This window comes from Nonomuraea sp. NPDC005730, from assembly GCF_040630865.1.
Classification (GTDB): domain Bacteria; phylum Actinomycetota; class Actinomycetes; order Streptosporangiales; family Streptosporangiaceae; genus Nonomuraea.
Window position 1 is genome coordinate 1 of record NZ_JBEXYK010000094.1, and the last position, 26,725, is coordinate 26,725.

Below are 26,725 nucleotides of genomic sequence, written 5' to 3' on the forward strand. Positions count from 1 at the left end.
GGGACCGGGTTCGGTCCGCGCGCCCGGGGCCGGGGATCAGAAGAAGCCGCCGAGGAAGTCGTCCAGGCCGCTCTGGTCGATCCATCGGGTGACCCGGGCGCCGGTCTCGGCGATCGTGCCCGTCCGGGTGTTCTCCGGCTCGATCTTCTCCGGTTTGAAGATCTGCTTCTCCGCCTGCCCGGAGCCCTGGGGCCTGGTCAGGCTGGGTGGCGGCGGCCCGTCCGGGTACATCTTGCCGTCGCGGTAGACGGTGTAGGACTGGGTCGGCTGCGTGGTGCCGTCGTTCCGGTAGACCTGGCTCGGTCTCGGCTGCGCCGGCTGCCTGGCGGCCTTCGGCGGCGACTGCCGTTGCACCGCCCGGTGACTGGTCGGACGCTGTGCCGGGCGCCGCGCCGCCTGGGCGCGCCGGGCCTGGGCCGCCCGGTAGCGGTTACGCGCCCTGGCCGCCTGCGTGGCCCGCCGCTTGGCGGCCGCCTCGGCGGCCTTCCTGCGTGCCTCCCTCTTGGCCGCCGCCGCGGCCCGTCTCCTGGCCGCCGCAGCGGCCGCCTTCCTGGCCTTCTCCGCCGCCTTCTTCCTGGCCGCCGCCAACGCTCTGCGCTTGGCCGCTGCAGCGGCCTTCTTCTTGGCCGCCTCCAGCGCCTTCTTCCTGGCCAGCGCCGCCGCCCGCCGCTTGGCCGCCGCGATGGCCGCGCGCCGCGCCGCCGCCCGGGCCGCCGCGAGCGCCGCCCGCCGGGCCGCCGCCTGCGCCAGCTTCCTGGCGATGATCCGCGCCGCGATGCGGGCCGCGATGCCGACGGCGATCCAGAACAGCTGGCCGTCGGGGTCGCTCATGCTGACGGGGCTGTTGTTGGCGTAGGCGTAGGCGTTGAGCTGCTGCGGGTCCTCCTCGTCGATGATGGGGTCGACCGACATGAAGCGGCCGTTCTTCGGGTCGTACTCGCGGGCGCCCAGGTGGACGAGCCCGGTCGTCGGGTCCTTGGTGCCGCCGACGAAGGACCGCTGCCCCGGCCACCATGGCGGCGGCGACCCCCGGTCCTCGCCGAACGGCGTCATCCGCCGTACGGCCAGCTCACCGGTGCCGCCGTTCACCGCGGCCTGCGCGGTGCCCTGGTGGTCGGCGGCCAGGAAGTAGACCTGGTTGTCGGGCGTGCGGACCGCGATCGGCTCGCCGTTGATGGTGTAGTAGCGGGTCTGCTCGACGGCGTCCTTGGCGAAGTCGAAGCGCAGCTCCATGTCGTCCACGTACAGGGTGGCGTCCGTGGCGGTCTTGCGCAGCAGCCGGTCGCCGTCGGCGTCGTAGACGAACGACGTCGTCCTGCCCGCCTCCGTGACCGACTCCAGGTTGCCCTCGGCGTCCCAGACCAGGGCCTGGTCGGACGTGCCGACCTTGCGCCGGGTGGTGTTGCCGGCCTCGTCGTAGCCGAACAGGTCGGCCCCGATGCTCTGCACCGCGTGCGGCTGCTTGCCGCCGGCCGCCGGGTAGACCGAGGTGCGCACGGTCTCGGGCGCGCCGCCCCAGGCGTGCTTGGTCTCCTTGACCCGGTTGCCGGTGGAGTCGTAGGCGTAGCTGACCGCGTACGGCGCCACGCCGCCGATCTTGTCCGAGGCCGGCGTGCCGCTCGCGCAGTCGTCGGTGGCCGTCCACGCCGAGGTCATCCGGCGCAGGTGGTCGTAGGTGAAGCACTGCGTGTCCTGGCCGCCCGCCCGTTCGGCGATCTTGGTGATGTTGCCGGCGGCGTCGTAGGCGTAGTCGAGGTCGAGGTCGGTGGCGGCGGCGCCCTCCCGGTCCAGCCGCATCCTGGTCAGCCTGCGGGTGGACTCGTCATGGGTGTAGGTGAGCCAGGTCTTCTTGCCGCCGGAGCCCAGCTCGTACTGCAGGGTCTCGCCGAGCTTGGAGTAGCGGGTCGCGGTCACGTACGACGACAGCCCGCTGACCTTGGTCGGCTGGCTGAGCTCGTCGTAGGAGTAGACCACCGACTCGGCCTCCAGCCCGCCCCCGGCCGGGAAGCTGACCGACTGCACCTGGTCGTCGAGGGTGTAGCGGGTGTTGAGCACGTACGAGCCGGCCAGCTTGCCCTCCCGCTCGGGGACGGTCACCGTCTCGCGCAGCGTGCGGTAGTCGGCGTCGATGGCGTTGATCTCCGCCTTGTACGCCTGCCCGCCCGCGTACCGGATGCTGGCGTTCATGTGGCCCTTGGCCAGCGCGTCGTACTTCCACTCGGCCAGCAGCGCGCCGGTGGCCGAGCCGTCGCGCAGCTCCTTCTTGCGTCCGAGCTCGTCGTAGACGTACCAGAGGGTCTTGCCGCGGGCGTCGGTGGTGCTCACCAGCTCGTCGGCGTCGTTGTACGTCATCGTGGTGACGCCCTTGTCGGGGTCCTCCGTCCTGATCTCCCGGCCGCGCACGTCGTAGTGGTGGCGCCACACGTTGCCGGCGGCGTCGGTCACCGTGGACAGGCGGCCGGCGGGGTCGTAGGTGTACTTGGTGGACTCGTACGGGCCCGTCGGGGTGGCGCCCTTGTACTGGCGCAGCTCGACGAGCCGGTCGTCGGCGTCGCCGATGCGGGTCGTCGCGGTGCCGCCCGCCGGCGGCGTGATGTTGACGCGGTCGCCCTGCTGGGTGGCCGAGACGCGGTACTTCTCCACGCCCTTGGCCTTCAGGATCTGGGCGTTGACCTCGCCGGCGCCGTCGAAGACCGACACGACCTGCGTGGGCACGTCGGTGTCGGCGACCGCGAGCAGCTGGGTGGCGGGCGTGCCGGTGGCGAAGTAGCCGGTGTTGGACTTGCTCACCTCGCCGAGCGAGTTGTAGAAGGTGTCGGTGATCGTGCGCCCGTCGCGCAGCGCCGGGTCCTGCGTCTGGTCGTCGCGGGGGGCGGGTTCCTGCGTCTGGCGCTCGCGCATCAGGCCGTCGTACAGCTCGTGGCTGACGGTGTAGCCGCCGTCGGCGCGCAGCGTCTTGGTGGTGACGACGCTGGGGCCGTCGGTGCGCATGGTGTAGGCGTACTCGGTGCTGGGCGACTGGCCGGCGGCCTTGCTGCGGTCCGGCTGCCAGACCTTGACCAGGCGGCCGAGCGCGTCGTGCTCCATGTCGGTACGCCGGCCGTTGGCGTCGACCTCGGCGACCGGCTCGCCCCAGGCGGGCTCGACGAGGGTGCGCTCGACGTGGCCGAGCTGGTTGGTCTCGACGATCTCCGTGGCCGGGGCGCCGCCGGCCGGGCTGTAGGTGATGGTGGACTTCGTCCCGACCGGGCCGGTCTCGCTGGTCTCGCGGCCGTAGACGTCGTAGGTGTGGGTGCTGTCGGTGACGGTCGACCCGTCGGCCGCGCCGAGCTGCTGGACGGTGGTCACGTCGCCCTTGGTGGGCGCCTGGCCGTAGGCCTTGTTGTCGTACTGGACCCGTTCGTCGGAGATCACCTCGCCGGCGGCCAGGGCTGAGACGGCGGTGCCGCAGCTCGCGGCGACCTTCTGGATCCGGCTGGCGTAGTCGAGCATCCAGGCGGTGTCGTTGCGGGCGTAGGTGTAGCGGGTGCACTGGTCGTCGTCGGTCTTGGCCAGGTCGCCCTTCTCCTCCACCTGGGTGAGCAGGCCCTTGGCGTCGTACGAGCGCTCCTCGCCGGTACGCCGCCACGCCCCGCCCGCCAGCGCCGTGCGGGTCACCATCGACTTGGGCTCGACCACGTAGGCGGTCTTGGTGACGCCGCCCTGGGTGGACTCGGCGGTCTTGAGCGACCACGGCTCCTCGGCGGTGGCGGTGAGCACCGTCGCGCTGTCGCCGTCGAAGAGGATCTCCTCGCGTTCGAAGCCGGACAGCTGGTCGAGGTCGTCCAGCTTGCCGCCCTCGGTGTCGACGACCTGCGCGGTGCGCTTGGAGCCGTCGGCCTGCTTGTCGCCGTGCATGCCGCGGAAGTACCGGAACTCGGTGAGCGTGCGCCGGGTGTCCTGCCCGTCGCCCTCGCGCACCCGGACCCGGCCGAACCCGCGCCAGTCCGACCAGGTGCGCTGCTCGGGCTTGACGAGGATGTTGTCGGCGTAGTGCCAGGCCCCGCCGTCGAGGTACTCGTAGTCGGTGACCACGTTCGGCGAGCCGGCGACGCGGTCCACCTCGACGGTCTGGGTGACGACGTACTTGTGGAACCAGTCGGTCACCTCGCCCTCGTCGGGCGGCGCCCAGCGCTGCGGGAAGCACAGCCGGTTGTTCTTGTCGGCCGCGGCGGGCACGTCGCCGGGCTTGCAGTCGGCCGCGGCGTAGTTGACCCGCAGCTCGCCGCCGGTCTCGTTGTTCACGGCCTGGACCCGCCACTTGACCAGCGGCGCGCGTCCTTCGTCGGCGTCCACCCGGTTGGGCAGCTGAACGCCGCTGAAGGTGATCTTCGGCATGGTGAGGGTGCCGCCCACGTGGCCGCTCTGCTGGACCGAGGCCAGCCACAACGACGGGCTGAGGCCGTCGCCCGTGGCGGGGAACTGGTGGGTCAGCGTCCAGGAGTCCACCGGGCTGTACTGGCCGGAGGCGTTGAGCACCTGCGTGGTGACCTTGGCCAGGCGCTTGCGCGAGAAGAACGTCGGCGACAGCCGGTCGGTGCACTTGACCCCGGCGTCGCAGATCTGGTCGAACGGCACGTCCGGCCAGGACGCCGCGGTCTCCTTCTTGAGCTGGTCGGCGGCGCAGGTGACGGTGCCGGATGGCAGGCAGCGCTCGGCCACGTCGAAGACCACCCGGGCGGCCGGGGCCTTGGTGAACAGCTCGTTCTGCAGGTAGCCGTAGTCGACGCGGGTGAGGTACGCGCCGCGCACGTACACGGTGCCCAGCTCGGGCTTCATGTTGCGGCCGTAGTAGTTCTTCTCGTTCTCGTACCAGTACGTGGTGGCGTTGCCGTGGGTGTCGACCGCGTAGTCGAGGTTCCACCGGTAGGCCTGCTGGCACCAGGCGTTGGCGGGGGTGCTGGAGTAGCACGGCTCGCCGCTGTTGTTGCCGAACACCGGCACGGTCTGCACCGACTTGGTCTCCGGCTTGCCGGTGACCCAGCCGGGCAGGCGGTTCAGGCCGAAGCTGTACTGGGTGCCGTCGGCGGTGGTGACCCGCCAGTACTCGCCGTTGTTGTCGCCGTTGGTGGCGCCGGTGAGGTACTCGATGCGGGTGCCGTCGTCGCGCTTGGGCCGCCACTGCTTGGTGGTGGCGTCCTTGACCAGCTCGACGGCGGAGTTGCCGAGCGACAGGGTGGCGTTGTCCTGGTCCCAGCACAGGTCGCCGGTCTTCTTGCCGTCGATCATGCACGCCTTGTAGCGGCGTTCGACGTAGCCGCTGGGGTTCAGCTCGAAGCCCTCCCCCACCCAGGACGGCTGGTTGTTGGTGGAGACGGTGCGGCCGTCCACGCTCTGGGAGGAGTAGTCGAGCGACAGGTCGGGCTCGTCGCCGCCCAGGGAGGGCGGGGTGCGCAGGTCGTAGCTCCAGGAGAAGTCGCCGGACTGGTTGCCGACGCTCCAGCTCGCCGAGGCGGCCAGCGAGGTGGCGGCGTGGTCGCCCGACGGGCCGGAGGCGGCGGCGGTCACGGCGTACAGGCCGGTGGTCTCGACCTCGGCGGTCAGCTTGCCCGCCCTGGCGTCGTTGTCGCTCCTGACCGGCCGCGGCGCGGCGCAGGTGGCGGCGGCCTTGGCGTCGAGCGCGCACTCGTCGAGCTTGACCATGCGCAGCCGGGCGCCGTAGTCGCCGCCGAAGGCGTACCGGAAGCCGGAGTAGTCGATCTCCAGCCGGGTCTTCCCGGCCGCCTTGGCCGCCGTGACGCCCTGGCCGGGCGACACGCGCATCGCGACGCCGAGCAGGTCGGTCCTGAGCAGCTCGACCTTGACCGGGACGGCCTCGGCCGCGGCCACGCCCTTGGCGGCCGGGGCGAGCCGCACCGGGAACCCGGCGGAAAGCGTGGTGGCGGCGCCGCCCAGCTCGGCGGTGCCGGCGGCGGGCCAGGCGACCTTGGGCGGGGCCTTCCACGCCTGCTCGGCGGCGGGATCGGCGAGCGGCGGCAGGACGGGCACCTGCCCGCCCTTGACCGGCGTCTCCTTCTGCACGGCGGGCGCCTTGCGGGGCGCGGCGGAGGCGGGCATCGCGTACGCCATGGGCGCCAGGAGCACGACCGTGAGCACGGTCGCCAGCCTGCGCGGCCAGGCGGTCTCGGGCTTGACGCCCTGGAAGCGGTTCCAGCGGGGGTCGGGGGCGTCGGGTTCGGCGGCGGGTTGCTGAAAACGATTCCAGTTGGGCTCTGGCAGCTCTAACTCACTGTCCACGGATTCTCCCAGGGAGGGGCTACTGGGCTGCTAGCTGGGCTATCTGCTCGGCGCTGAGCACGCCGTCGTACGTGCGGACGTCGTCGACGGTCCCCGGCCAGTAGCCGGTGAAGACGCCCGCTGTCCTGGTCCGGCCCAGTTGCAGGGGGCCGGTGGCGGTCCAGGTGCTCACGTGGGGGGTGACGGTGGTGGCCGACAGGCGGCCGTTGACGTAGACGCGCAGCTCCCCGGCGAGGGCGTCGTACACGCCGGCGACGTGCGTCCATTCCAGGGGGGCGGGGACGGCGTCCGAACGGGTGCGGACGAGGGCGGCGGTGTCGGTGTCGGCGGCGGCCATGCCGAGGGCCCACCGCCCCTGTTCCTTGTCGAAGCCGAGCTGGAACCCGGCCGCCCTGGTGCCCGGCTGGGCGACGGCGGCGGTGTCCTTGGCGGGCAGGTAGTCGAGCTGGGTCCAGACGGCGACGGTGAACCCGGAGCCGGTGGCGACGGCGGGCGCGGCGGTCTGGGCGTAGCCGGTCGCGCCGTCGAGCGCGAGGGCGCCGTCCAGCCAGCCGTCGGTCCAGGTGGCGGCGCCGGCCAGCGCGGCGGGCGTGGCCCGGCCGGAGGAGTCGGCGGCCGACAGGCCGCCGTCCTCGTCCAGCTTCCAGTGGCCGACCAGCGTGGCGGCGCTGTTGACCAGGTCGGCGACCTCGTCGGCGAACATGGCGCGGCCGTAGAGCCGCACGTCGTCCACGTCGCCGGGCCAGAAGTCGGCCGCCGCGCCAGTCGCCTTGCCGCGGCCGATGGTCAGCGGGCCGGTGGCGTTCCACGGCGCGGGGACGGCGACCGAGGACTCCAGCCGGCCGTTGACGTAGAGGGAGATCTGACCGGCCGCCGAGTCGTAGACGCCGGCCAGATGGGTCCACTCGGTCAGCCGGGGCGCGGCGGCCGACAGCGCGCGCACGGCCGTGGCGGCGTCGGCGTCGGCGCCCGTGACGGCGAGCGCCCAGCGGTTGTCGGCCTTGCTGTACTGCAGGGAGAACGCGCCGGTCCGGCCGCCCTCCTGGGTGACGGCGGTGGCGGAGGCGGCGGTGCCGGTCAGCCGGACCCAGGCGGCGACGGCGAAGTTGCGGCCGGTGTCGGCGACCGGGCCGCCGGTCTGGGCGTAGGCGTTGGCCAGCCGCACCGCGCCGCCGGTCCGGCCCGCGGTCCAGGTGGCGCCGTACAGGGTGGCCGGGTGGGTGCCGGCGGCGTCGGCGGCGGTGCCGCCCTGTCCCTCGTCCATGGGCCAGTGGCCGGCCGGTCCCCGTCCGGCGTTGACGTTGAAGACGTACGTGCGGATCGGGCCGAGTTGCCCGGCGCGGTCCTTGCTGCGCACCGACAGGACGTTCGGGCCGTCGTGGCGCGGGGTGAGGGTGATCGCGGCCGTGCCGTCCTGGGCGGGCGGGACCTCGGTCTTGGGGGCGGTGTCCAGGCCGTAGACGTAGGCGGCGACGTCGGTGACGCCGTTGGGGGCGAAGCTGAACCCGCCGGCCAGGCCGACGCCGTCGCTCCAGCCGTTCTCGGTGAACCGGTCGGAGGACACCTCGGGCTCCCGGCCGGGGGCGGTGGCGTCCACGGTGGCCTCGCACCAGGGGCTCCAGGCGCTGTTGGCCTTGCCGTCCTCGGCGCGGACCCGCCAGCGGACCAGCGCGCCGTCGGCGTACAGGCTCTGCGGGACGAGGGCGGAGAAGGCCGTGCCGGTCGAGCCCAAGGGGGTCAGGTACTCCCCGGCCTTGGTGCCGTCGGCCCGGTACCACTCGAAGCGGCCCCTGACGGAGTTGTCGGCGTCCTTGAGCCGGGCCCAGAGCTTGGGCGTGGGCGTGCTGATGACCGGCCGGTCGTCGCCGGAGACGCACGGGCCGCCCGGGTCGGACCAGGCGTCGGCCGCCACCGGGTCGGCGGGCAGCGAGTTGTACTCGATGACCAGGCTCGGGTTGTTGCGGAACTTCTTCCAGGCGTACTGGTCGGTCTCGCTGGTGGCGCGGAGGCCGACGGTGATGTTGGGCCACTTGTTGGCGGCGGCGTCGGCGACCTGGGAGGTGACGTCGAACTCGACGCCGCCGGGCAGGCAGGCCGAGCCCCAGCCCTTGGCCACGTTCACCGTGGAGAGCTTCTTGACCCACTTGGGCTGGTTGCTCCAGGTGGTGCTCTTGCTGATCGTGTTGGTGGACCACGCCTCGACCGCGCGGGCGCTGCACGAATACGACCACGTCTCGTACGTGCGCAACGTGCCCTTGACGATCTGCTTGCCGTGGATCGTGGAGCCGGTGTTCATCTGGAAGAACGAGCGGTTGGTCTGCGAGTTGACGTGCCCGACGCGGGCGACGTCGCTGGAGTTGAGGTAGTTGGAGCTGGGCCAGTTGCTCCACACGGCGGTCCAGGCGCCGCGGGCGGCCGAGAAGTACGGGTCCAGGAACACCGGGTACCGGGTCTTCGGGTCGCTCATCATCGCGCGGTCCGGCCGTAGCCGCAGCTTCCTGCCTTCGAGCGAGACGCCCATGGTGGCCTGGCGGGCCTCGGGTGCGCGGCCCTCCTTGACCGCGGCCTGGCCGGCGCCCGTCGAGTCCCACATCGTGGGGGTGGGCGCGATGAAGATCGTGCCGCCGGTGCGGTCGACCGCCTCCAGGTTGCCCGCCTTGTCGGCGGTGAGCGACAGGCCGCTGACCGACAGCGGGAAGTCCAGGTCGGGCAGGGCTCGCGCGGCGGCCCGCGTCTTGACCACCAGGACGTGGGAGAACCCGTCCACGTCGGCGGTGACCCGCAGGTCCACGCCGGGCAGCACCTCGGGGTAGGTGGCGGTGTCGCCGTCGAGCGAGGGCCTGGGCAGCGTGCCCGGCCAGCTCAGCTCCAGGGCCTTGCCACCGCGGTACAGGCGGGCGAGGGGGCCGCCGCCCCCGCCGGAGAAGGTCAGCCCGGCCGCCGTCGCCGCCGGCTCCACCGCGCCGTCGGGACGCAGGCGGAGCGTGGTGTCCACGGGCACCCAGCCGGTGGCCTGGCGGACGCGGACGGGGCGGGCGTGTTGTTCGAGGGTGAAGCTGCCGTCCGGGCGGGCGAAGACCTGGCGGGTCTCGCTGCGCATCGACCCGATCTCGACCGCCCGGCCGGTACGCCTGGCCACGGCGGTCGCGGCCGCCTCCGGCGCGAGGGACGCGAGAGACGCGGGGGGCGCGCTCGCCGCCGGAGGCGCGCCTGCCTCCGGCGGCTCCGCGCCGGCGGGCGGCACCGCCGGGATCGTGAACGCCAAGACGGCCGCGACCAGCCCACGCACAACCCGCATCGGTCCTCGCATGTCGACCAGAGGTCCGCGCGGGACCAGGCGATCTTCGATTGACGAACGGATTGTCACCCGCGTAATGCCGTACGTCTAGATCTTCTGGCGAAATTCGCCATAAGTTGGGACACGAGTGGAAGGAACCGCCGTCAGCCGCTCGCGGCACCCGTCACCGGGGCGTGGCGGCGAGCTCGGCGACCGCCGCGACGACCAGGTCCACCTCCTGCTCGGTGTTGTAGTAGTGCGGCGACAGGCGCAGGCACCAGTCGACGTCCTTGTCCCCGAAGTCGAACTGGGCGAAGTGCCGGAAGCTGAGCGCCGAGTTGACGCCGCGCGCGTCCAGCGCCGCCTTGAACGGCTCCGCCCGCCAGCCCTCGACGGCGAAGGTGACCAGGGCGCCCAGCCGCCGCCCCCGGTCGAGCACGCGCACCCCGGGCAGCGCGGCGAGCCCGTCGCGCAGGCCGGCGGCCAGGGCCGGGGTGCGCCGGGCGACGGCGTCCACGCCCACCCGGCGGGCGTAGCGGGCGGCGGCCGCGCAGCCGAGCACGACGGAGTAGGGGAACTCCCAGTCCTCGAACCTGGCCGCCGTCGCGACCGGCTCGTAGCGGCCCGGCTCGGTCCAGCGCGCGCCGTGCATGTCGATGAACAGCGGCTCGTAGCCGGCGTCCAGGACGTGGTCGGCGACGTACAGGAAGCCGGAGCCGCGCGGGCCGCGCAGGAACTTGCGGCACGTGGCCGTGAGCAGGTCGCAGCCGATCTCCTCGACGTCGATCGGGTACTGGCCGACCGACTGGCAGGCGTCCACCAGGTAGAGCAGGTCCAGCTCGCGGCAGTGCCGGCCGATCTCGGCGACCGGCTGGACCAGGCCGGAGTTGGTGGGGATGTGGGTGGCGGCCACCAGGCGCGGGCGGTGCCGGCGCATCAGCGCGGCCATGGCGGGCACGTCCACGCCGCCCTCGGGCAGGTCGGGCGCGTGCACGACCCGTACCCCGAACCTCCTGGCCAGCGACAGGAAGGCGATCTGGTTGGAGATGAAGTCGTTGCGGGTGGTCAGCACGACGTCCCCGGCCGCGAACGGGATCGCCGACAACGCGGTGGAGAAGGCATGGGTGGCGCTGCCGGCGAAGGCGATGTTGCGGGGAGCGCAGTTGATCAGGGCGGCGGTCTCGGCGTAGAACTCGGCGACCTGCGCCGCGCGGGCGGCGGCGGCCTCGTAGCCGCCGAGGTGCGCCTCCAGCCGCAGGTGGTCGACCATCGCGGCCAGCACCGGAGCGGGCAGCAGGCCGCACCCGGCGTTGTTGAAGTGCACGACCTCGGCGGCGCCGGGGGTGTCGGCGCGCAGGGCCGCGACGTCCAGAAGCGATTCTGGCAAAATGCTGGAAGCGCTATCATCGATTCTCATGTCCGACAGTAGCAGTTCGGCCGAGCTGGCGACCAGGATGCGCACGATGATCGACCGGCTCGCGCCGGGCGACCGGCTGCCGAGCAGCAGGGAGCTGATCCGGCGCTACAAGGTCGGCCCCGCCACCGTGTCGCAGGCGATCGCCGCGCTGGCCGCCGAGGGCGTGGTGGTCACCCGTCCCGGCAGCGGCACGTACGTCGCGGCCCCGGCGCGGCGGCGCGCCGGGGTCCCCGACACCGCGTGGCAGACGGTCACCCTCGCCGACCGGGCCGTGGACACCCGCAGCCTGGCCGGCGCGGTCGGCGCGCTCCCCGAGGGCACGATCCTGCTGGACGGCGGCTACCTGCACCGCTCGCTCCAGCCCACCCGCGCCCTGACCGCCGCGCTGGCCCGCGCGGCCCGCCGTCCCGACGCCTGGGACCGTGCCCCGGCCGCCGGTCTGGCCTCCCTGCGCGGCGTGTTCGCCACGATGGCGGGCGGCGGCGTGAACGCCGAGGACGTCCTGGTCACGGCCGGCGGGCAGAGCGCCCTTTCCATGGCGTTCCGGGCGATCGCCGGGCCGGGCGACCCCGTCCTGATGGAGTCGCCCACCTATCCCGGGGCGATCGCCGCCGCCAGGGCGGCCGGCCTGCGTCCGGTGCCGGTGCCGACGGACGCCGACGGCCTCAAGCCCGACCTGCTGGCCGACGCCTTCGCCATGACCCGCGCCCGCCTGCTCTACTGCCAGCCGACCTACCACAACCCGACCGGGGCGGTGCTGGCCCCGGGCCGCCGCCGGCAGGTCCTGGACACCGCCCGCGCGGCCGGCGCCTTCGTGATCGAGGACGACTTCGCGCGCCACCTCGGCCACGGCGCGCCGGTGCCGCCGCCGCTGCTGACCGACGACCGCGACGGCACGGTCGTGCACCTGACCTCCCTCACCAAGCCGGCCGCGCCCAGCCTGCGCATCGGCGCCCTGACCGCCCGGGGCCCGGTCATGGAACGCCTGCGCGCCGTGCGGCTGGTCGACGACTTCTTCGTCAGCCGCCCGCTGCAGGAGGCGGCGCTCGAACTGCTCACCTCGCCCGCCTGGGAGCGGCACGTCCGGTCGCTGGGCGCGGCGCTGCGGGAGCGGTGCGCGACGCTGGCCGCCGCCGTCCTGGCCGAGCTGCCCGGCTGGACCCTCGACCGGGTGCCCGCCGGTGGCCTCCACCTGTGGGTGCGCCTGCCCGGCGGCGCCGACGACGCCGTGGTCGCCGACGCGGCCCGTCGCGACGGCGTGGCCGTCAGCGCCGGCAACCGCTACTTCGCCACCGAGCTCCCGGCGGCCTGCCTGCGCCTCGGCTTCGCCGCGACCGCCGGGCACACCGAGCTGGCCGAGGCCGTGCGACGGCTCGCGCGGGTGGACCGCACGCTCGGCACCTCCCGGTAGCGCTTCTGTTCCGTACTCGTCCCGCACCGCCTGCGGTGCGGGACTGCGCGGCCCTCAGCGGACGGCGATGGCCTCCTCGACGAGCGCCACGGCGGCGCGCGGGTCGGCGACCTCGATCACCAGCCGGGCGTAACGTTCGTCGGCCAGCTCGATGACCACGGCCTTGGCGGCGTCGTGCACGTCCCAGAAGACCTTCTCACCGTTGAGATGGAACGTTCCGGCGGTGATGACGCCGGGCAGGTGGGCGCCGGGCGCGCGCAACCCCTTGGGGTCGCCGACGATCCCCGGGTCGGCGGTGGCGCCGCGGACGTTGGCCAGCGGGATGACCAGCCGGCTCTTCAACGCCCACAGCTTGTCCAGGCCCTCGATCTCCACGACCAGCGCCTGTCCGTCAATGCTGATCCTCGCCATGTCATGCTCCTTGGTGGTGGTGGTTGGTGAGCCGGCGGGCCAGAGCGGCGCCGGCTCGGTCGATGTCAGTACCAGCGGTCCCCGCCCTGGCCCGCATCCGCAGGCCGAGGACGGCCGCGGTGAGCGCGAAGGCCAGGTCGTCCTCCGTGCCCTCGCTCCCGGACGCCGCCCTGGCGGCCTGGTCGAACGCGGCCAGCACGGCGGCGAGCCGGTCGGCGACCTCGCGGTCCACCGGCGCGCGTTCGACCGCGGCCAGCAGCAACAGGTTGAGGCCCACCTCGGCGGCCGGCTCGGCGGCGGCCACACGCAACGCCTCGGCCAGGTCGCCGGTGGCGGCGATCCGGTCGATCAGGGGGTTGACGTCGTGCTCCAGGGACCAGCTCAGCGCGGCCTGGTAGAGACCGCGCTTGCTGCCGAAGGTCTTGTACAGGCTGTTGCGGTGTACGCCGAGGTGGGTCACCAGCTCGTCCATGGAGATGCCGTCGTATGACCGGGTCGAGAACAGCTCCGCCGCCGCCCGTACCACGGTGACCTCGTCAAATCCTCTAGGTCGTCCCATGCCTCGACTATAGACAGTAAAGGAACGTTCAGTCAAGAACGCTCATTCCTAAACGCTGCCGCGGTTCAGGCGGGCGGTTACGTCTAGGTTTGGCGGGTGCGGATCGTTTCGGTGAACGCGTGGGGTGGCGCGATGTTCGGCGAGCTGGCCCCCTGGGTGGAGAGTTGCGGCGCCGACGTGTTGTGCCTGCAGGAGGTGACGCGCACGCCCGGCCTGCGCGGCTGGACCCGGTTCGACGACGCCGAGCGGTCTCTGCCACAGCGGGCCGACCTGCTGGCCGACGTCGGCTCGCGCCTCCCCCGCCACCAGCCGCTGTTCGCCGTGAGCGACTCGGGCCCGGTCCTGGACCAGGAACGCGGCTCGCACCGGCAGGACTTCGGGGTCGCCACGTTCGTCGCCGAGACGCTGCCCGTCGTCGGCGTCCGGTCCGCGTTCGTGCACGGCGGCTACGTCGAGCACCACGACGGGTGGCCGGCCGGCGACCGGCCGCGCGCCGCCCTGGCCGTACGCGTCTACGACCGCCCGGCACGGCGGTTCGTCACCGTCGTGAACCTGCACGGCCTGCGGGACGCGAGCGGCAAGGCCGACAGCCCGGCCCGCCACGCCCAGGCCGAACGGCTCGCCGCCCTGGTCACCGGCGCGCGCGAGGACGGCGACCTGACCGTGGTGTGCGGCGACCTCAACCTCCTGCCAGACAGCGAGACGTTCCGGATCCTGGCCGGGCTGGGCCTGCGCGACCTGGTCGGCGACGCCGACACCAGGACCTCCCGCTACCGCAGACCCGTACGGCACGCGAGCTACCTGCTCGTCTCCGACCCCGCCGCCGTCAAGGAGTTCGAGGTGGTGGCCGCCCCCGAGGTGTCCGACCACCGCGCCCTGACCATCGCCGTCTAGCCGGACGCGGCGGTCTTCCGGACGCGTGCGGTCTCGGCGGAGAGCGGGGTGCCGTCCCGGCCGAGCGGGTGCAGCCTGGGCAGCTCCCGCCCCTGGCCGTCGACCAGGACGGAGTGCGGCTCGTCCGGGGTGAAGGCGTGGCGCTCACCCCACTGGCGCAGGGCGACGACGGCCGTGAAGAGGTCCTGCCCGGCGTCGGTGAGCCGGTAGGCGTGCCGCCTGCCGTCGGCGGCGGCCCTCCGGTCGAGGATGCCGTGCTCGACCAGCTTGCGGAGCCGGTCGGTGAGGATGTTGCGGGCGATCCCCAGCCGCTGGTGGAACTCGGTGAAGGTGGTGGCGCCGTCCATCGCGTCACGGACGATCAGCAGGCTCCACCGGTCGCCGACCAGGTCGACGGCGCGCGCGACCGGGCAGGCCGGGTCGGTCCAGGCGCTTCCCGCAGCGAGTGTGACGTCCACTGGGCCCTCCGATCAGTTGCAATTCGAAACCATTATGTCCTAACCTCCGATCGGTTGCATAACGAAACTGATTGAGGAGTGACATGTCGCCAGGACTGACCGGAAGGCAACGGATCGTGCTCGCGCTGGTGTGCGCGGTCGCCGTGTCGCCCGTCTACGGCATCCAGCCGGTCCTCCAGGCCGCGGGCCGGGACCTCGGGCTGGCGGACGGATCACTGGGATGGCTGGTCGCCGCCGGCCAGATCGGCTATCTGGCCGGGCTGGTGCTGCTCGTCCCGCTCGGCGACCTGTTCGACCGGCGCCGGCTCATCACGGCTCACCTGCTGCTGACGGCGGTGGGCGCCGGGGTGGCCGCCGTCGCGCCCGGCGGCGGCCTGGCGATCGCGGGCCTGGCACTGGCGGGGCTGTTCGCCGTGGTCGTCCAGGTCACGGTGGCCTACGTCGCCGCCGTCTCGCCGCCCGGCGAGCGCGGCCGCAACATCGGCACGGTCACCTCGGGCGTGGTGGCCGGGATCCTCGGGGTCCGGATGGTCGCGGGCCTGCTGGGCGAGCTGGCCGACTGGCGGGCGGTCTACCTGGTCATCGCCGCGTTGTGCGTGCTGCTCGCGCTCACCGCCCGCCTCGTCCTCGACGCCGACGTCCGGCGTCCCCGGGTCTCCTACGGCCGGTCGCTGTCGTCGCTGGGCCGGCTGGTCGCCGGCGACCGGCTCCTGCTCAGCCGGGGGCTGATCGCGTTCTTCCTGTTCGCCTCCTTCGGCACGTTGTGGAGCGGGCTGGCGCTGCCCCTCGGCGCCGCGCCGTGGCATCTCGGCACCACCGAGATCGGGCTGTTCGGGCTCGCCGGGCTCACCGGGGCGCTGGGCGCGGCCCGGGCCGGCCGCTGGGCCGACCGGGGCCTGGCGTCCTCGGTGACCGGCTGGTCGCTGGCGCTGCTCGCCGGCTCGTGGCTGCTGACCGCCCAGGCGGGCTGGTCGTTGTGGCTGCTGATCGCCGGCGTCATCGTGCTCGACTTCGCCGTGCAGGCCGTGCACGTCAGCAGCCAGCACCTGCTCACCACCGCGCGTCCCGACCGGAGCAGCGGGGTCATCGGCGCGTACATGGCCTGCTACTCCCTCGGCTCCGCGCTCGGCGCGATCACCACCACCTGGGCCTACAGCCTCGCGGGATGGGCGGCCGCCTGCCTGCTCGGCGCGGCCTACGCCGCGCTCGGGCTCGTCGTCGCCGTCTCGACCCGGCGGCTCGCCGCCGCGCCGCCGGCACGCGCGTCCGTCTCGGCCTGACCGGGCTCAGGCGAGGTCGAGGATCGGCACGAGCTGCTCCTCCTCGTACGCCAGATGCGCTTCGAGCTCGTCGGACAGCCGCTCGATCTCCGCGCGCACCCGCACCGGGTCGTCACCGGACAGGGCCGCCTTCAGCTCCGCCACCAGCACGCTCACTCGCTCGTGCTCCACGGCCAGCCGCTCGATGACCGGGGCGAGCGAGGGGTGCCGCTCGGCCAGCGCCGGGAACATCATCGTGTCCTCGCCGGTGTGATGGTGGTGCAGCCCCTGGCACATGGTCAGGCAGTTGATGCGCAGCTGCACGCCCAGGCCGGGGCGTCCGGTGTCGGCCAGCTCCTTGCGGATCAGCGCGAGCTCGCGGCGGAAGCCGTCGTGCACCAGCTTGAGGTACGCCCCGCCGGAGGGCGCGGTCGACCGGGGCGGCCCCGGCACCACCTTCAGCGCGACGACGGGGATGATCCGGGTCGTCTTGGCCTGGTAGTCGGCCCAGCCGGGGTCGCCCTCCACGGCGCGGGCGAAGGCGGCGTCCCGTTCGGCCCCTTCCAGGACCTCCGCCTCGACGTCGAAGACGAAGACGCCGCTCTCGACGGTGGCACGGGGGTCGGCGCGCAGGTTGTGGTACCAGGCGGGGTTCCTCGGCGCCCCGCCGGCGGAGGCGATGACCAGCATGCGCTCGCCGCCGTCCGGCAGGTAGCCGAGCGGGGTGGTGTGCGGCTTGCCCGAACGGGCGCCGGTCGTGGTGAGCAGGAGCAGTCTGGCTCCCTCGAAATAGCCGCCGACCTGGCCGTTGTTGGCGCGGAACTCGTCGATGACCTGCTTGTTGAAATCCACTCTTCTCCATGGGTGATGGTCTCTGCTCTGACGTGCTGAGGAGGAGAAGAGGAAGCGGCGGGCCGCGCGCCCGCCGGGCGATCACGCCAGGGCCGGGCTGCTCTCTGGTGCGTGGCCCAAGGCCGACCCGGCAGTCACGGGGGTGACGCTACTTCATCAAGATATTTTTCGCAAAGCCGACAAGACGTCCAGGCCGGTGCGTGGTGGTCCGGCGCCGGCACGATCGCGCGCCGGCGCCGGACCTCACCACCTCCCGTGGAGGCGCCCGCCGCGGCTACTCGGCGTACGGCTGGTCCTCGCCCTGGTCGCTGTAGCCCAGGCTCCAGACGTAGCCGTCGGGGTCGGCGAAGGTGCCGCCGTACCCGCCCCACGGCAGGGCGCCGGCGGGCTTGAGGATCGTGGCGCCGGCCTTCTCGGCCTCCTCCATGACCTCGTCCACCCGCGCCTCGCTGCGGACGACATAGGTGAGCACGACCCCGCTGAACCCGCTGCCTTCCGGGCTCAGCCCGATCTGGTCGGCCAGGCCCTCACGGCCGTAGAAGCCGACGGGCGAGGCGCCGTCGGACTCGAAGAACACCGAGATGCCGTAGTCGTTCTGGATCTTCCAGCCGAGGCCCTCGGTGTAGAACCGCTTGGCCGCGTCCATGTCGCGGACGGCGAGGAGGATAGAGCTGACGTGCGCTTTCATGCCATTTCTCCTTGGTGCTTCAGACGTTTCCGACGATGAGAGCAACGCTACGGAGGACGCCCGGCCGGGCGCTTCTCGAATCCTGACCGGTTGGGCCGACCTTGAGAAACGTACGGTGAGGGCCATGACTTCTGTCATCGCCCACCCGTGACTGCGGCGTCTACGCCGCATCCGCCGGCTCCGACAGGATCGGACCATGACGAACAACGCGCAGCGCACCACCCCCAACCGGACCATCGGCCTGGCCGCCGGCATCGCGATCGGCATGGGCCTCGGCGTCACCCTGCACAACATCCTGCTGGGGCTCGCGCTGTCGCTCTGCCTCGGCGCGGCCCTCGCCCACGCCCTCCCCTCGAAGAAGGCGCAGGACCAGCAGTAATCCCCCACGCCGGTCGAATCCGCGCACGAAGAAACGGGCCCCGCGATCTCGCGAGGGCCCTTTCTCGTTCCCGCTCCCTCACTGGACGGTGATTTGACGAGCGTCCCCCGACTGTACGAGGATCCCGAACTGTACGAATTTTCCGGACAATCGCATGAAGGTGGACATGAGACGCCGACCCGGCCTGATCCTCGCCCTGCTGGCCCTTTCCCAGCTCATCACCTCCCTCGACTTCAACATCGTCTTCGTCGCCCTGCCCAGGATCGGCGCCGACCTGGACTTCTCCCCGCAGACCCTGCAGTGGGTGGCCAGCGCCTACGCCGTCGCCTACGGCGGGTTCCTGCTGCTCGGCGGCCGGGCGGCCGACCTGCTCGGCCACCGCCGGATGTTCGTGGGCGCGCTGGCGCTGTTCGCGCTCGCCTCCCTGGCCGGCGGCATGGCGCAGAGCCCCGGGGCGCTGGTCGCCGCGCGGGCCGTGCAGGGACTGGGCGGCGCGCTGCTGTTCCCGGCCACGTTGGCGCTGGTCAACACCGGTTTCGCCGAGGGGACGGCGCGCAACGGGGCGCTGGCGGTGTGGAGTGGCGCCGGAGCCGGCGGGCTGTCGCTCGGGTCCCTGCTCGGCGGCCTGCTCACCGGCGCCTGGGGCTGGGAGGCGGTCTTCTACGTCAACGTGCCGCTCGCCGTCGTCGCGATCGCCGGAGCCTGGCTGCTGCTGCCCGCCGACCGGGGCCGCGCGCGGGGCCGCCGGTTCGACGTCCCGGGCGCGGTGCTGGCCACCGGCGGCGTCAGCCTGCTCGCCTACGCGCTCATCCAGGGCCCCGAGTCCGGGTGGAGCTCGCCGCTCATCACCGGCGGGTTCGTGCTGGCCGCCGTGCTGCTGGGCGCCTTCGTCGCGGTCGAGAAGGCGGGCGCCGACCCGCTCATGCCGCTGCGGCTGTTCGGCAACCGCAGCCTCAGCTCGGCCGTCGCGGTCATCCTGGTCTTCGGCGCCACGTTCAACGCGCTGCCGTACTTCCTGACGGTCTACTTCCAGACCGTGCTCGGGTACGGCGCCGTGGCGACCGGGCTGGCGTTCCTGGTGCCGTCCCTGCTGATCGCGCTGGGCACCCAGCTCGGCGGGCGGCTGGCCGGGTGGGTCGGGATGCGGGTGACGCTGCTCGTCGGAACCGTCGGCGGGGCGGCGGGCACCGCGCTGCTGGCGATGGGGATCAGCACCGAGGGCTCGTACTGGGCTGTGCTGCCCGGCATCGTCGTGTCGGGCGTCAGCCAGGGCCTCACCTGGACCGGGATGTGGATCGCCTCGGCCACCGGCGTGGCGGCGGGCGAGCAGGGGATCGCGTCCGGCATGGCCTCCACCGCGCTCCAGGTCGGCGCGGCGCTCGGGCTGGCGGTGCTGGTCGCGGCCGGCGGGGTGGGTGAGGCCACCGGGCCCGCGCTCGCCTCGGGGATGCGCACGGCGGTGCTCGTCGCGGCCGCGGGCATGCTGCTCGGGACGGTCGTCGCGCTCACCTTCGCCCGGCACCGCGCCACCACGGCCCCGCTCCCCGCCTGACCTGCGGGTGGGGCCGCTCAGCCCTGGCGCAGGCGGTCGTAGAGCAGGCAGATCGCGCCCGAGTCGGTGGTCGTCAGGTCGGTCAGCGACCAGTGCGCGGCGGGCAGGCCGTCCTCGAACAGCCGGGCGCCGCCGCCGGCCACCTCCGGGCAGAGCGTGATGCTGAGCCGGTCCAGCGCGTCCGCCTCCAGCAGGGCCCTGATGACGCTGCCGCTGGCCAGGACGACGACGTCCCCGCCGGCCTGCTTCCTGAGCCGCTCGACCTCCTCGGCGGGGCCGGCCTCGGCCAGGCGGGAGTTCTGCCACGGCGCGTCCGCCAGGGTCGAGGAGAAGACGATCTTCTCGGTCTCGTCCAGCCACTGGGCGAAGGCCCGGTCGCGGGGGTCGGCGTCCTCGTCCTTGGCGACCGCCGGCCAGAAGGAGCCGAAGCCCTCGTAGTTCCTGCGGCCGAGCAGGACGGTGGTGGCCGCGCCGGTCACCCGGATCATGTGGTCGCGGGCGCCGTCGCTGAGGGCGTGCGGGACGATCCAGCTCATGTCGTACTCGCCGCCCGGGCCGCTGACCCGGCCGTCGAGGGACAGCGAGATGTTGCCGACGACCCTGCGGCCCTGGATGTTGTCGTGCTGCGTCATGTCCGGCTCTCCTGGTGAGGTGCTTGTTCCGATGGGCACGATCCTTCCGTCCGGGCGGGCCGGGAACATCGGCCACCTGGCAGAGATGCCGCCGAACCCTGGCTGATTTGCTGGCATACTTCGGCCGATGTCTGATGTCCGTCATGTTCCGGCAGAGTTGTCGTCGTTCGTGGGCCGGGCCGAGGAGCTGGCGGCGGCCGGCGAGGCGGTGGCGGCCGGGCGGGTCCTGACCCTGACCGGTCCCGGCGGGTGCGGCAAGACCCGGCTGGCGATGCGCCTGTGCCGGGCGGCGTCCGGGGCGTGGCCGGACGGCGTGTTCTGGGTGGGCCTGGAGCAGGAGACCGACGGCGGCCAGGTCGGCCGCCGGATGGCCGCCGCGCTGGACGTCCCGCTGCCCGCCGACCGGGACCCGGTGCCGGTGCTGGCCGCCGCGCTGCGCGAGCGCGAGCTCCTCCTCGTGGTGGACAACTGCGAGCACGTGCTGGACGACGCGGCCGGGGTCGTCGCGGCCGTCCTGGCCGAGTGCCCGCGGGTGGCGGTGGTCGTCACCAGCCGGTCCAGTCTGGGCATGCCCGGCGAGCGGGTGTGGCCGGTGCCGCCGATGAGGCTGGCCGACGCGCTGGAGCTGTTCCTCGAACGCGTCCGCGCCGGCGCCCCGGACGCGGCCGGTCCCGCCGAGGCACGGGCGGCCGGGTCGCAGGCCAGGCGGATCTGCGACCGGCTCGACCGGCTGCCCCTCGCGCTGGAGCTGGCGGCCGGCTGGGCGGGCGCGCTGTCGCTGACACAGATCGCCGACTCCCTGAGCGCCCCCTACGCCCTCCTGGACGGCGGCGCGCGGACCACCCCCTTCCGCCAGCGCACCCTGCAGGCGTCGATGAGCTGGAGCCACGACCTGCTGGACGACGACGAGCGGGTGCTGTTCCGGCGCGCCGGGGTGTTCGAGCCGGGCTTCACCGCCGACGCCGTCACCCGGCTGGCCGGGCTCGGCGGGCCCGGCGCCGGACGCCTGCTCAGGGCGCTGCGGGGGCTGATCGACAAGTCGCTGGTCGTGGCCGACACGACCGGCCCGGTGGCCCGGTACCGGATGCTCGGAGTGGTGCGGGCGTACGCGCTGGACCGCCTGGCGGCGGCGCGGGAGGAGACCGCCGCGCGCGACCTGCACCTGGAGGTCCACGCGTCGTTGCCGGCGGAGCTGGCGCCGCTGCTGGAGACCGACAAGGACGCCTGGCGGGCGCGGCTGGGCGCCGCCTATCCCAACGTGCGGGCCGCGATCGAGTGGGGGTTGTCGCATCCGGACCCGGCGCGGGGGCGGCGCCTGGCCGCGGACTGCGCGTGGCTGTGGCACCTGGAGGGACGCGGCGCCGAGGGGGCCGCGCTGCTGCGCCGGGCCGCGGCGCTCGGCGCGGACGAGCCGAGCCCGCTCCAGGCCCGGGTCCTGGCGGCGCTGGCGCTCGTGCTCAACACCGCCGAGCCGGGGATCGAGGCGTTCGAGGTGGCACGGGCGGCGCGGGAGCTGGCCGAGGCGACCGGCGCCCCGGAGTCCGCCCGGCCGGCCGGGCCGCTGATCGCGCTCGGCCTGCTGGCGACGGGCCTCCCCGAGGCGCTGGCCGAGGCCCGCGCGGTGCGGGACGAGGCCGTCCGGGCCGGGGACGGGTTCGTCGCCGACAGCGCCGAGGCGATCGCCGGCCTGGTGCACGTGCTCGGCGACGACTACCGGCAGGCGATCGAGTGCTTCGAGCGGGCCGTGGAGCGGCTGGTCGCGCGCGGCGACCGCGGCGTGGCCTCCTTCGCGCTGGGCTGGTGGGCGCTGGCCGCCGCCCGGTCGGGCGCGCTGGAGCGGGCTGCCGAGCTGGCCGGGCGGGCCGTCGCGACCGCGGAACCGCTGCGTGACCTGCACTGGACCGGCTCGGCCCGGGTCGTCCTGGCAGAGATCCGCATCCTGCAGGGCCGCCTGGACGAGGCCGCCGCCGCCCTGGAGCCCGTGGACCGGCTGATCGACGGGCTCGGGCGGCTGCCGTTCATCACCGGGTGGGAGCGCTGCAAGGCGATGCTCGCGCTCGGGCACGGCCGCCCGCGCGAGGCGGTGGAGTGGTGCTGGCGGGAGGGCCGCTGGCAGGAGGAGCCGGACGCGGCGTGGCTGGCGCCCGACACCCAGCTCGTGCTGGCGGCGGCGCTGCGCCGGTCGGGCGCGGAGGCGGCGGCGGCGCGGCTGCTGGACGCCCTGTCGCGGTCGCCGGTCACCGGGCGCATGCCGCGCGTGCGCGCCGGGGTGCTGGACGAGCTGGCGCTGCTGTCCCACGAGAGTGACCCCGAACGCGCGCTGCGGCTGCACCACGAGGCCCTGCGGATCCACGTCGACCACGACCTCGTGCTCGGCCTGGTGGCCGGCCTGGAGTCCCTGGCGCTGCTCGACCTGCGTCGCGGGGCCGTCAGGACGGCCGGGGTGCTGGCCGGGGCCGCCGCGCGGGCGCGCGCCGGCCTCGGGGCCGCGCCCCGCCCCCTCCCGGCCGCCGACGGCGAGGAGGGCCGCGAACTGCTCGCGGCCATCGAGCGGGGACGCGAAATGGACCTGGACACGGCGGTCGCCCACGCCACCCGCGCGCGGGGGCCGCGCCGGCGGCCCGAGTCCGGGTGGGAGAGCCTGACCCCGGCCGAGCGGTCGGTGGCCGGGCTCGCCGCCGAAGGGCTGTCCAACCCGGAGATCGCCGCCCGGCTGTTCGTCAGCCGGGGCACGGTCAAGACCCACCTGGCGCACGTCTACGCCAAGCTCCAGGTCGCCAACCGCACCGAGCTGGCCCGCGCGACCGCCGCCCGGCCCGTCCGCGAGGAGGACGAGGTCAGGCGTCCGGGTTGAGTTCGCGGCGGATGGCCTGGCTCGCCGCGCGGTGCTCGGCCGCGGCGGCCGGGTCGCTCTCGTCGAACACGGCCGCGATGCCCTCGTGGGCCAGGGCCTCCTTGTGCCGCGCGCCCACCTTGGGCGCCAGTTCGAGGGCCTGGCGGTGCAGGCGCAGCGCCTCCTCCGGCAGGCCGGCCAGGCGGCAGGTCTCGGCGTAGCCGTAGAGGAAGTGCACCTTCCAGTGCTCCTCGAACAGCTCGTCCAGGAGGGCGAACGCCTGCCGGTGGCTCTCCAGCGCCTCCTCGTGGCGGCCCATCTGGCGCAGGGCGACGCCCAGGCAGTTGAGGCACCAGGCCTCGTTGTGCTTGTGGCCGTCCTCGCGGGCCAGCTCCAGGGCCTGGCTCAGGTGCTGCGCGGCCTCGCCTGGCTCCTCGTGGACGATTGCCATGCCGAGGGTGATCCGGGCGGTCAGCGTGGCCGGCCAGCCGGGCTCGCCGTGCGTCTGCTCCAGCGCGTCGCGGGCCAGCCGGGCCGCCTCCTCCGGGCGTCCCAGCTGCAGCATCGCCCACGCCTCGTCGGCGGCGGCGTGGGCCACGCCCGTCGGGCAGCCGGCGTCGGCGTACAGCCGGGCCGCCTGCCTGAAGAGGTCGAGCGGCTCCTCGGCGTGGCCCCCGTCCCAGCTCAGGTAGCCGCGGCGCATCATCAGGTCCGCCGCGGAGCGGGCGTCGCCGGCCTGGGACACCAGGGGGGCCGCCGCCTCGTACGCGGCCCCCGCCTCGGCCATGCGGCCCGCGTTGTAGCGGGCGAAGCCCAGGTCGCTGTGCGCCTCGGCGAGCTGCCACGGGTCGCCCAGGCGTTCGGCCGCCGCCAGCGACCGTTCGAAGAGCACGTTGAGGTGGGTGGTGCCGCAGCGCCGGGCGAAGAACGCGCGCATGAAGCGGGGCAGCTCGCACGCGTGCGCGTCGGCGCCGGTGGCGACCGCCACCTCGAAGGCGCCCATGAGGTTGGTGTACTCCGTGACGAACCAGCCCAGCGCCGCGTGCTTGCTGCCGAACGCCGGCAGAGCGGCCGGCGGGCTGCCCGCCGACGCGGCCCGGCTGCCCGACTCGTACGGCATCGCGGCGTCGGCGGCGGCCGCCGCGTGCACGTAGTAGTCGAGCACCCGGCCCAGCGCCTGCTCCCGCTCGGCCGGCGAGTCCTGCTCCTCGGCGGCCCGGCGCGCGTGCTGGTGGACGAGGTCGTGCAGCGTGTACCGGCCGGGCGAGGGCTGCTGGACGAGGTGGGCGTCGAGCAGGTCCTCCAGCATCGTCCGCGCCTCGCGCAGCGGCACCCCGGCCAGCGCGGCGGCCACGTAGTCGTCGAAGGAGGACCCGGACAGCAGGCCCAGCAGCCGGAACAGGCGGCGCTGGGCCCGGTCGAGCTGCCGTACGGACATGGCGAAGGCGGTGTCGAACTCGCTCGCCCCCTCGGCCATGCGCTCGACCAGGATGCCGACGGTCCAGCCGGGCCGGTGGCGCAGCCGGGCCCCGGCCAGCCGCAGGGCCAGCGGCAGGTGGCCGCACAGCCGCAGCACCTCGGCCGCCGCCTCCGGGTCCTGGGCCAGCCGCCCGTCGGGCCCGCTGGGGTCGCCGCTGGCGCGGGCCAGCAGCTGGGCGCTCTCCTGCGGGGTGAGCACGTCCAGCGAGACGGGCGGCACCTCCTCCAGGCCCATCAGCCGGTTGCGGCTGGTGATCAGGGCGACGGACTCGCCCGCGCCGGGCAGCAGCATGCGGACCTGCTCGGCGCCGGCGGCGTTGTCGAGGACCACGACGGCCCGCCGCCCGGCCAGCTCGGCCCGCCAGCAGGCGGCCAGCGGCTCGATGCCGCCCTCCTGCGGGATCTTCTCCGAGGGCACGTCGAGCGCGGCGAGCAGCGAGCGCAGCGCGGGGTCGGGGTCGAGCGGTTCCCGCCCGTCGGTGAACCCGTGCAGGTCCAGGTAGAGCTGGGCGTCGGGATAGTCGGCGGCGAGCCGGTGCGCGGCGTGCACGGCCAGGCACGTCTTGCCGACGCCCGCCATGCCGTCGACGGCGACCACCCGGCTCTGCGCGACCGCGGCGAGCACGGCGTCGAGATGGGCCGCGCGCCCGGTGAAGTCCGGCACGTCCCGCGGCAGGTCGTTGCGCGGCGGACGGGGAGCGCCGGCGGGCGGCGCGGGCGGCTGGACCTGGCGGCTGGCCTTGGGCGGCGCCGGAAGGGGGTTGGCCGCCCGGTCCCACAGCGGACGCAGCGGGCGCGGGTCGCGCTTGACCAGGCGGCACAGCTCGATCACCGCGGCCCACGGCGGCACCGACTGGCCGCTGAGGTAGCGCGACAACGACGACGAGCTGAGGCCCGTCTCGCGGGCGAGCGCCCGTACGCCGTGCCCGGAGAGCTCCTGGAGCAGGCGAAGCCGGGTGGCCAGCTCGTCCTGGGGGTCCGCCGTCTGCTGTCGTGTCACGCGTTCCTGCCTCTCTGTCCCGTCCGTGAAGAAACTTACCGGGACGAATCATCGCAGGCCAACGGCACTCCGGCTGTCCCACGGTGTCCCACGGGCATCGTCGCGGCGGGCCCGCTGCGCTGAGATGGAGTCACGCCCCGGGGGACGGGGCGCCGACCAAGAAAAAGGGAGAAACCACCATGCAGTCCCGGATGAAGAACCCGGCCTTCGTTCTGCCCGGCACGATGGAGCCGATCCAGGAGCTGTTCAAGGCGGTGCACTCCGGCGGGGTGGACGCCGCGACGCTGGAGCTGGTGCACCTGCGGGTCAGCCAGATCAACGGATGCAGCGCCTGCGTGGACGCCGGCGTCAAGACCGGCCGTAAGGCCGGGGTGAGCGAGGAGCGGCTGGCCACGGTGGTCGCCTGGCGGGAGGCCCCGTACTTCACCGAGGAGGAGCGGGCGGCGCTGGAGCTGGCCGAGGCCGCCACGCGGCTGGCCGACCGGGCCGACGCGGTCAGCGACGAGGTCTGGGACCGGGCCGCCACCTACTACGACGAGAAGCAGCTCGCCGCGATCGTGCTGATGGTCGGCGTGACCAACCTGTTCAACCGGCTCAACGCCACCACCCGGCAGATCGCCGGCGCGTGGGGCTGAGCGACACCACCCACAAAACGGTCAGTACTAGCATTCACCCCACAGAGAAGGAGATTTCACCATGAGTACCACGGAGAACACCGCCGCGGCCGGCAAGGGTTTCGAGGGCTTCAGCGAGGACGAGCGCGCGGCGATGAAGGCGCACGCCAGCGAGCTGAAGAAGGCCGCGCGGCGCGGCGGGAAGGCGTCGGCGGCCGACGGCGAGCGCGACGTGCTGGAGAAGATCGCCGAGATGGCCGAGGACGACCGCGTGCTGGCCGAGGCGGTGCACGCCCTCATCAGGGCCGTCGCACCGGACCTGACGCCGAAGACCTGGTACGGCATGCCGGCCTACGCCAAGGACGGCAACATCGTGTGCTCCTTCAAGCCCGCGGCGAAGTTCAAGTCCCGCTACGCCATCCTCGACTTCAACGACGGGGCGGCCCTCGAGGACGGCGCCATGTGGCCGTGCGCCTTCGCGCTGAAGGAGCTGACCCCCAACGCCGAGGCGCGCATCGCCGCCCTCGTGCAGCAGGCCGCGGGCTGAGCCTCCGGGCCCCCTCCGGTCCTGCTCCACCGCGGCGCGCCGGACCCTTCTCCGGCCCGGCGCGCCGCAGTGGAGCACGGGACCGTCAGACCTCTTCCACGCTGCTCGGCTCACGCCGGGACAGATCGATACCGAGTTCCTCCGCCGCGCGGAAGACGTCCTCGTCGGTGTCGCGCATCTCGATGGA

18 protein-coding genes are annotated in these 26,725 nt (G+C 73.7%); 8 read left to right on the forward strand and 10 right to left on the reverse strand.

Going from position 1 to position 26,725, the window contains the following annotated elements:
* Positions 1-36: 36 nt before the first annotated feature.
* The 3 genes from ABZ444_RS48665 to ABZ444_RS48675 all read right to left on the reverse strand — a co-directional run bounded on the left by ABZ444_RS48665 (position 37) and on the right by ABZ444_RS48675 (position 10,940).
* The gene (locus ABZ444_RS48665) at positions 37-6,276 is read right to left on the reverse strand and encodes an RHS repeat-associated core domain-containing protein (RefSeq protein WP_358011497.1); all 6,240 of its coding nucleotides are present in this window, start codon (positions 6,274-6,276) and stop codon (positions 37-39) included.
* A gap of 19 nt (positions 6,277-6,295) precedes the next feature.
* Positions 6,296-9,574, reverse strand: coding sequence for a LamG-like jellyroll fold domain-containing protein (locus ABZ444_RS48670; RefSeq protein ID WP_358011499.1), 3,279 nt, complete (start codon positions 9,572-9,574; stop codon positions 6,296-6,298).
* Between the two features lie 163 nt (positions 9,575-9,737).
* On the reverse strand, positions 9,738-10,940 hold the full coding sequence (locus ABZ444_RS48675) for an aminotransferase class V-fold PLP-dependent enzyme (RefSeq protein WP_358011501.1): 1,203 nt from the start codon (positions 10,938-10,940) through the stop codon (positions 9,738-9,740).
* A 28-nt stretch (positions 10,941-10,968) separates the two neighbouring features.
* Here ABZ444_RS48675 and ABZ444_RS48680 point away from each other — a divergent pair, with 28 nt between their 5' ends.
* Positions 10,969-12,381 carry a PLP-dependent aminotransferase family protein gene (locus ABZ444_RS48680; RefSeq protein ID WP_358011503.1) on the forward strand — a complete coding sequence of 471 codons (1,413 nt, stop codon included), beginning with the start codon at positions 10,969-10,971 and terminating at the stop codon, positions 12,379-12,381.
* A 54-nt stretch (positions 12,382-12,435) separates the two neighbouring features.
* On the opposite strand, the gene ABZ444_RS48685 is transcribed toward ABZ444_RS48680, so the two are convergent.
* Both ABZ444_RS48685 and ABZ444_RS48690 read right to left on the reverse strand, forming a co-directional pair.
* Complete coding sequence (locus tag ABZ444_RS48685) at positions 12,436-12,792, reverse strand: hypothetical protein (RefSeq protein ID WP_358011505.1); 357 nt, start codon at positions 12,790-12,792, stop codon at positions 12,436-12,438.
* Position 12,793: 1 nt separating this feature from the next.
* Complete coding sequence (locus ABZ444_RS48690; protein ID WP_358011508.1) at positions 12,794-13,351, reverse strand: helix-turn-helix domain-containing protein; 558 nt, start codon at positions 13,349-13,351, stop codon at positions 12,794-12,796.
* A 96-nt stretch (positions 13,352-13,447) separates the two neighbouring features.
* On the opposite strand from ABZ444_RS48690, the gene ABZ444_RS48695 reads away from it, so the two are divergent.
* Entirely contained in the window at positions 13,448-14,245 is a 798-nt protein-coding gene (locus ABZ444_RS48695) for an endonuclease/exonuclease/phosphatase family protein (RefSeq protein WP_358011510.1), read from the forward strand.
* On the opposite strand, the gene ABZ444_RS48700 is transcribed toward ABZ444_RS48695, so the two are convergent.
* Positions 14,242-14,703 carry a helix-turn-helix domain-containing protein gene (locus ABZ444_RS48700; RefSeq protein WP_358011512.1) on the reverse strand — a complete coding sequence of 154 codons (462 nt, stop codon included), beginning with the start codon at positions 14,701-14,703 and terminating at the stop codon, positions 14,242-14,244. The two genes, ABZ444_RS48695 and ABZ444_RS48700, sit on opposite strands and share 4 nt — an antisense overlap.
* An 83-nt stretch (positions 14,704-14,786) precedes the next feature.
* Here ABZ444_RS48700 and ABZ444_RS48705 point away from each other — a divergent pair, with 83 nt between their 5' ends.
* Entirely contained in the window at positions 14,787-15,983 is a 1,197-nt protein-coding gene (locus ABZ444_RS48705) for an MFS transporter (protein ID WP_358011515.1), read from the forward strand.
* Between the two features lie 6 nt (positions 15,984-15,989).
* On the opposite strand, the gene ABZ444_RS48710 is transcribed toward ABZ444_RS48705, so the two are convergent.
* Entirely contained in the window at positions 15,990-16,814 is an 825-nt protein-coding gene (locus ABZ444_RS48710) for a nitroreductase/quinone reductase family protein (protein WP_358011518.1), read from the reverse strand.
* Between the two features lie 274 nt (positions 16,815-17,088).
* Positions 17,089-17,502, reverse strand: a complete 414-nt coding sequence (locus ABZ444_RS48715; protein WP_358011520.1) for a VOC family protein — start codon at positions 17,500-17,502, stop codon at positions 17,089-17,091.
* Between the two features lie 196 nt (positions 17,503-17,698).
* On the opposite strand from ABZ444_RS48715, the gene ABZ444_RS48720 reads away from it, so the two are divergent.
* Together ABZ444_RS48720 and ABZ444_RS48725 are read left to right on the forward strand one after the other, a co-directional pair.
* Positions 17,699-17,881, forward strand: coding sequence for a hypothetical protein (locus tag ABZ444_RS48720; protein WP_358011521.1), 183 nt, complete (start codon positions 17,699-17,701; stop codon positions 17,879-17,881).
* 166 nt (positions 17,882-18,047) lie between these two features.
* Entirely contained in the window at positions 18,048-19,433 is a 1,386-nt protein-coding gene (locus tag ABZ444_RS48725) for an MFS transporter (protein ID WP_358011523.1), read from the forward strand.
* Positions 19,434-19,450: 17 nt separating this feature from the next.
* Here ABZ444_RS48725 and ABZ444_RS48730 read toward each other — a convergent pair whose 3' ends face one another.
* Positions 19,451-20,065: a dihydrofolate reductase family protein gene (locus tag ABZ444_RS48730; RefSeq protein WP_358011525.1), complete on the reverse strand. Its 615-nt coding sequence runs from the start codon at positions 20,063-20,065 to the stop codon at positions 19,451-19,453.
* A 127-nt stretch (positions 20,066-20,192) separates the two neighbouring features.
* Between ABZ444_RS48730 and ABZ444_RS48735 the strand changes: the two genes are divergently transcribed.
* Positions 20,193-22,919, forward strand: coding sequence for a LuxR C-terminal-related transcriptional regulator (locus ABZ444_RS48735; RefSeq protein ID WP_358011527.1), 2,727 nt, complete (start codon positions 20,193-20,195; stop codon positions 22,917-22,919).
* On the opposite strand, the gene ABZ444_RS48740 is transcribed toward ABZ444_RS48735, so the two are convergent.
* Complete coding sequence (locus ABZ444_RS48740) at positions 22,903-25,377, reverse strand: tetratricopeptide repeat protein (RefSeq protein WP_358011530.1); 2,475 nt, start codon at positions 25,375-25,377, stop codon at positions 22,903-22,905. The two genes, ABZ444_RS48735 and ABZ444_RS48740, sit on opposite strands and share 17 nt — an antisense overlap.
* A 179-nt stretch (positions 25,378-25,556) precedes the next feature.
* Between ABZ444_RS48740 and ABZ444_RS48745 the strand changes: the two genes are divergently transcribed.
* A complete protein-coding gene (locus ABZ444_RS48745) occupies positions 25,557-26,012 on the forward strand; it encodes a carboxymuconolactone decarboxylase family protein (protein WP_358011533.1) in 456 nt (151 codons plus the stop codon).
* A gap of 61 nt (positions 26,013-26,073) precedes the next feature.
* The gene (locus ABZ444_RS48750; RefSeq protein WP_358011535.1) at positions 26,074-26,538 is read left to right on the forward strand and encodes a DUF1801 domain-containing protein; all 465 of its coding nucleotides are present in this window, start codon (positions 26,074-26,076) and stop codon (positions 26,536-26,538) included.
* The last annotated feature ends 187 nt before the right edge of the window (positions 26,539-26,725 follow it).